Here is a 6000-nt window from a genome sequence, read left to right as displayed (position 1 = left end):
GGTCAGCGAGGTGCCTCCCGACCACACCGCGATGCCGATCACCACCAGCCGGTCCGAGCCCAGCCCCGACCGCCGCGCCAGCCCGTAGACCAGCGTGAACGCCGCCAGCGCGCCCAGGCCGGCGGCCCCGGCGACCGACCAGCCGCCCGCCCGCGGCACCACCGTCAGCACCAGCACCGCGCCCAGCCCCGCGCCCGCCGTGATGCCCAGCAGGCCCGGCTCGGCCAGCGGGTTGCGGCTGACCGACTGCACGCCGCAGCCCGCCACCGCCAGCGCCGCGCCCGCCAGCAGCGCGGCCAGCACCCTGGGCAGCCGCTGGTCCAGCACGAACGTCAGCGCGGTGCCGGTGCGCCCGGACACCCAGTTGGCCAGGTCGCCCAGCAGCACCAGCCGGTCGCCCAGCATCAGCCCGGCCAGCGGGGCGGCCACCAGCAGGGCGGCCAGCGCCACGGCCGTGGCCACCAGCCTGCGCCGCGACCCGGCCACCCCGACCCGGCCCGCAGGCGCCTGCCGCGCCGCGCCCCCGGAAGCGGTGCGGCGGGCCAGCCACACCAGCACCACCGCGCCGAGCACCGTGGTCACCACACCGGTCGGCACCGGCACCGCCTCGGCCGCGCCCAGCGCCGCGCGCAGCCCCACGTCCGCGCCCAGCACCAGCACCACGCCCACCAGCGCGGACACCGGCAGCAGCGTCCGGTGACCGGCGCGCGGCAGCAGCAGGCGGGTCAGCACCGGCGCGCACAGCCCGACGAACCCCACCGGCCCGGCCACGGTGACCGCGGCGGCGGTCAGCGCCACGGTCAGCAGCACCGCGCCCACCCTGGTCCGGCGCACCCGCAGGCCCAGCACGGCGGCGTTGTCGTCGCCCAGCGCGAGCAGGTCCAGCGACCGGCCCATGGCCACCAGCGCGGCCAGCGCCACCAGCACCACCGGCGTCATCTGCCCGGCCGCCACCAGGTCGCCCGCGGTCAGCGACCCGCTGCCCCAGGCGAACAGGCCGGTGGTCCGCTGCTCGAAGGTCAGCAGCAGCAGGACGGTCACCGAGTGCAGCGCCAGCGCCAGCGCCGAGCCCACCAGCACCAGCCGGGGGCTGGTGCCCCCGCCGCCGGACAGGCCGAGCACGACCACCGCCGCGCCCAGCCCGCCCAGCAACGCCACCGCGCCCGACGGCAGCGCGGGCAGGTCCAGCCCGAACGCGGCCACCGCCACCACGGCCAGGTGCGCGCCCCCGTTGACCGCGAGGGTGTCCGGCGCGGCCAGCGGGTTGCGGGCCACCGACTGCATCCCGGCGCCCGCCGCGCCCAGCGCCAGGCCCACCAGCAGCGCGGTCAGCAGGCGCGGCACCCGTGCCCCGGACAGCACCGCCTCGGTCTGCGGGTCGGCCTGCCCGAACACGGCGCGCAGCACGTCGAGCACGCCGGTCGAGGAGGTGCCCTGGGTCAGGTGGACCGCGCACAGCAGCGCGATGGCGAGCACCGCGCCCCCGGCCACCACAGCGGTGCGGGCTCCGGTCACCACAGCGGTGCGGGCCCCGGTCACCGGACCGGTGCGGACGCCGGCCATCAGCTGGTGATGGCCTTCACGACCTGCTCGGCGATGTGCACCACGGAGCGCGGGCCGCCGAAGGTCCAGGTGCCCGGCTCGAACCGGGTCACCTCGCCGGAGGCGACGAACGGCAGCCGCTGCCACACCGGGTTCGAGCCGAGGCCGGTGGTGAACACGTCCTCTTCGGAGGCGCTGTAGAACATCGCGGTCCTCGGGTCGGTCAGCGCGGTCAGGCCCTCCACGTCGGTCTGCCCCAGGCCCCACTGCGCGTCGACCTCGCCGGTCCAGGCGTTGACCAGGCCGACCGCCTCGGCCGCGTCGGAGACCAGGGAGCCCTTGCCGAACGGGCGGATGCTGACGGTGCTGCCCGCCATCCAGCCGTCGGCGATGAACACGGGGGTGCCCGCCTTGCCCGCGGCTTCGACGGCCTGGCGCCCGTCGGCCAGCGCCTTGTCCATCTCCGACAGCACGGTCTCGGCCTCGGCGGTCTTGCCCAGCGCCTGCGCGATGACCTTGAAGTCGGCGCGGGTGCGGTCGAGGTTGCCGCCCTCGGTGCCCGCCTTGGTCACCAGCACCGGCACGTACTGCTCCAGCTGCGTCACCAGCGTGGTGTCGCGGGCGGCGGCGACGATCACCAGGTCGGGGTCGAGCGCGACGATGGCGTCCACGCTGGGCTCGGCGCGGGTGCCCAGGTCCTTGACCGAGGAGTCCAGCGGCGCCACCGAGTCCCACTTGGCGTAGTCGGCGGTCTCGGCCGCGCCGACCGGCATCACGCCGAGGGAGACGACCATCTCGGCCTCGCCCCACTCCAGCGCCACGACGCGGCGGGCGGGGGAGTCCAGCTTGATCTCCTTGCCCCGCGAGTCGGTGACCGAGACCGGGCCGCCGCCGGAGGTGGCGGTGGTGCTCGGCGCGGCCTGCTCGGTGGTGCCGCAGGCGGACAGCAGGAGCGCGCCCGCGATCAGGGCAGGGGTCAGCACACGCATGGGTTCGTCTTTCTCTAGTGGTGGATCAGGCCGCGCGCGGCCGGTGCCGCCCCACGGGGCGGCAGTGGACCGAACCGGTCACGGGGTCGTGCGCGACGTGCACGGTGACGCCGTAGGCGCGGGTGAGGTGCTCGGCGGTGAGCACGGAGCGGACGTCGCCGCTGGCCACCACCCGTCCCCCGCACAGCAGGACGACGTGGTCGGCGATGACCGCCGCGTGGTCGAGGTCGTGCAGCACGACGCCGACCGCCACGCCTTCGTCGGCCAGGTCGCGCACCACGTCCAGCACCTCGACCTGGTAGCGCAGGTCGAGGTGGTTGGTGGGCTCGTCGAGCAGCAGCACGGAGGTCTGCTGCGCCAGGCAGGAGGCCAGCCACACCCGCTGCAGCTCGCCGCCGGACAGCTCGTCCACGCCGCGCGCGGCCATCGGCGCGACACCGGTCAGCTCCATCGCGCGTTCGACGGCGGCGGCGCCATCGGGGTCCGCGCCGCGCCAGCCCGCGCGGTGCGGGTAGCGGCCGTAGCCGACGACGTCGCGCACGGACACCCCGGACGGGGTGGGCCGGTGCTGGGTGAGCAGCGTGACGTTGCGGGCGAACTCCTTGCCGGACAAGGCTCCCGTCCAGACCGGCCGCTCGCCCAGGTGCACCTCGCCGTCGCTGGGCCGGTGCAGCCGGGCCAGCGAGCGCAGCACGGTCGACTTGCCCGAGCCGTTGGGGCCGACCAGGGCGGTGACCGCGCCCGCCCGCAGCTCCAGGGACACGCCCTCGACGACCGCGCGGTCGTGGTGGGCCAGGACCAGGTCGCGGCCGGTGAGCAGGACACCCTCAGACATAAGGTGAGGCTAACCTAAGGGTTCCCCCGAACGGGTGTGACCTCGTGCACTTCCGGTCTAGCGGGTCTCGGCCCCCAACGCCTGCTCGCAGCGCCGCACGCCCTGCTCCGCGCGGGTCCGCTCGCCGCTGCGGCCGATGTTCTCCGCCAGCACCAGCGCCTCCCGGTGGTAGGCCAGCGCGCTGCTCAACTCGCCCTGCGCGTGGTGCAGCTCGCCCAGCCCGTTGAGCACCTCGGTCTGCAAGCTGCGGTCGTTGTGCTTCTTCGCCAGCGCCAGCGCCTGGTCCAGGTAGTCCAGCGCCTCCGCGGTCTGCCCCAGCTGCAGGTGCAGCCGCCCCAGGTCGGCCAGCGTGAAGCCCTCCAGGTTGTGGTCGTCGTACTCCCGCGCCACCGCCAGCGCCGCGCGGAAGTGCGCCAACGCCTCCTCGTGCAGCTCCATCCGCCGGTACAGGCTGCCCATGTTGTGCAGGACCGTGCCCTGCGCGAAGTGGTCCTCCGCGTCGTCGGCGTACTTGAGCACCTGCTGGTAGTGGTCCAGCGCCTGCTCGTGCCTGCCGGTGCGCTCGTGGATGATGCCGATGTTGTTGACCGCGGCGTGCTCCAACCTGCTGTCGCCCAGCTCCCGGCCCAGCTCGGCGGCCTGCTCGTTGTACTCCAGCGCCCTGCCGTAGTCGCCCAGCCAGCGGTGCACCGCGCCGAGGTGGCGCAGCGCGTTGGACCGCTGCGCGAGGTCGGTGGCCACCGCCAACGCCTTGCTGTGCACCGAGATCGCGTCGGTGAAGTGCGCCCCCACCACGAAGTAGCGGTGCAGCGTCGTGGACAGCCTGCCGGTCTGCTCCGGTCTGCCCCGGCCCGCCAGCGCCACCAGGTTGTGCCGCTCGGCGTCCAACCACGCCAGCGCCTGGTCGTAGTCCGGCGGCGGCGCGGCCGGGCCCGGCACCTCCGGGCGGTGCAGGCGCTCGTAGGGCGCGATGGCGTCCATCGCCGCCGAAGCCCGCCGCAGGAAGTGCTCCACCAGCCGCTCCAGCGCCGCCGCCAGCACCCGCGGCGGCTCCGTCGACGCGGCGAGGTCCGCCGCGTAGGCGCGCACCAGGTCGTGGATGTGGAAGCGGTCGTCGGGGGTGCGGTGCGCGAAGTGCATCCGGCTCAGCACCGCCATCGCCCGCGCCGCCTCGCCCGGTTCCGCGCCGGTCAGCGCCGCGACCGCGGCCACGTCCAGCTCCGGGCAGTGGCACGCGCCCAGCAGCCGCAGCGCGCGGGCCGCCTCGGCGGGCAGCTCCCGGTAGGACCAGGAGAACGTGGCGCGCAGACCGGTGGCCGGGCCGTCCAGGTCCAGCGCGTCCAGCGAGCGGGCCAGCTCGCGGGCGAAGACCGCCAGCGGCAGGTCCGGCTCGGTCGCCGCGCGCGCCGCCACGATGCCCAGCGCCAGCGGCAACCCGGCGCAGGTGCCGATGATCGCCTCCACCGCCGCGGGCTCGGCGGCCACCCGGTCCGCGCCGAGGTGCCTGGCCAGCAGCTCGCGCGCCTGCTGCCCGGTCAGCACGTCCACGTTCACCGGGCGGGCGCCGTACGTGCTGACCAGGCCGGGCAGCTTCTGCCTGCTGGTGACCAGCACGGTGCCGGTGGCGCTGCCCGGCAGCAGCGGCTCCACCTGGGCGAAGTCGCGGGCGTTGTCCAGCAGCACCAGCATCCGCCGCCCGGCCACCAGGCTGCGGTACAGCCCCACCTGCGCGTCCAGGTCGGCCGGGATCACCGCGGCGGGCACGCCCAGCGCGTCGAGGAACCCGCGCACCGCCACGCCCGGCGGCACCGGCGTGCCGCTGGGGTCGAAGCCGTGCAGGTTGACGTACAGCTGCCCGTCCGGGAAGCGGTGCAGGTTGCGGTGCGCCCAGTGCAGCGCCAGCCAGGTCTTGCCGATCCCGCCCGCGCCGCCCAGCGCGGCCACCACCAGCGCGTCGGCACCCGGCGCCGCGCGGTGCGCCTCGTCCAGCGCCGCCAGCTCGCGCTCCCGGCCGGTGAACGGCCGCGGCGCGGCGGGCAGCTGCCTGGGCACCGGCCGGTCGGTCGGCGCGGGCTTGCGCGACTGGTGCACGTGCTCGGCGACCCGGAACCACGCCTCGCCCCACAGCGCCTGCTCCGCGGGCGAGGCGCCCAGCGCGATCACGATGCGGTCCAGCACGTCGGCGGGCGCCAGCGTGGTGCCGGTGATGTAGGTGTGCATCGTCGAGCGCGGCACCCCGACCCTGGCGGCCAGGTCCGCCAGGCTCACCTTCGCCTTGCCGCTGCCCCGAGCCGCCCGGCCGCGCAGCAGCTCCAGCTCCCGCGCCAGGTCGGCGGGCGTGTGCACCTCCGTCGGGGAGACCCGTCCCTCCCGCCTCGGCGCATCCGCCATCCCGCCCCCCGCTCGTGTCCAGCCGAATCCAGGATTGTCCAGCACTCACTGTGACAACCGCAACGCGCCCCGTTGTTCCCCCGTGGGTTGGTTACCCCGCTTGAGCTGGACGAACACCGCAAAGCGGCGGACCGGCAAGATCCATTCCGGACTCGCGTGGAAACCCCCTCGCCCGCGAGTCGAACGCTCAGGTCGTGCGAGTTCAACGTTCAGGTCGCGAACTGAGCGTTCGGACACTGCGAA

Annotated in this window: 4 protein-coding genes; all 4 read right to left on the bottom strand. The window is 75.4% G+C overall.

Translation table 11 applies throughout. The features are described 5' to 3' along the window. Positions 1–1563, bottom strand: a 1563-nt coding sequence (locus tag IEZ00_RS07635; protein WP_229795215.1) for an iron chelate uptake ABC transporter family permease subunit, incomplete at its 3' end; no start/stop codon positions are given. Further along, positions 1563–2531 carry an ABC transporter substrate-binding protein gene (locus IEZ00_RS07630; RefSeq protein WP_189222372.1) on the bottom strand — a complete coding sequence of 323 codons (969 nt, stop codon included), beginning with the start codon at positions 2529–2531 and terminating at the stop codon, positions 1563–1565. The genes IEZ00_RS07630 and IEZ00_RS07635, both read right to left, overlap by 1 nt. Before the next feature lie 25 nt (positions 2532–2556). Continuing rightward, the gene (locus IEZ00_RS07625) at positions 2557–3366 is read right to left on the bottom strand and encodes an ABC transporter ATP-binding protein (RefSeq protein ID WP_189222370.1); all 810 of its coding nucleotides are present in this window, start codon (positions 3364–3366) and stop codon (positions 2557–2559) included. Between the two features lie 57 nt (positions 3367–3423). Next, a complete protein-coding gene (locus IEZ00_RS07620; protein WP_189222368.1) occupies positions 3424–5757 on the bottom strand; it encodes an ATP-binding protein in 2334 nt (777 codons plus the stop codon). Between the last annotated feature and the right edge of the window lie 243 nt (positions 5758–6000).

This window comes from Saccharothrix coeruleofusca (assembly GCF_014648515.1).
Lineage (GTDB): Bacteria > Actinomycetota > Actinomycetes > Mycobacteriales > Pseudonocardiaceae > Actinosynnema > Actinosynnema coeruleofuscum.
Note: the sequence above shows the minus strand (reverse complement) of the source record. Positions and strands in the feature narration are given on the sequence as shown.

Coding starts and splice junctions, on each gene's coding strand:
- IEZ00_RS07630 (WP_189222372.1), bottom strand. CDS start 2,531: ATGCGTGTGCTGACCCCTGCCCTGATCGCGGGCGCGCTCCTGCTGTCC.
- IEZ00_RS07625 (WP_189222370.1), bottom strand. CDS start 3,366: ATGTCTGAGGGTGTCCTGCTCACCGGCCGCGACCTGGTCCTGGCCCAC.
- IEZ00_RS07620 (WP_189222368.1), bottom strand. CDS start 5,757: ATGGCGGATGCGCCGAGGCGGGAGGGACGGGTCTCCCCGACGGAGGTG.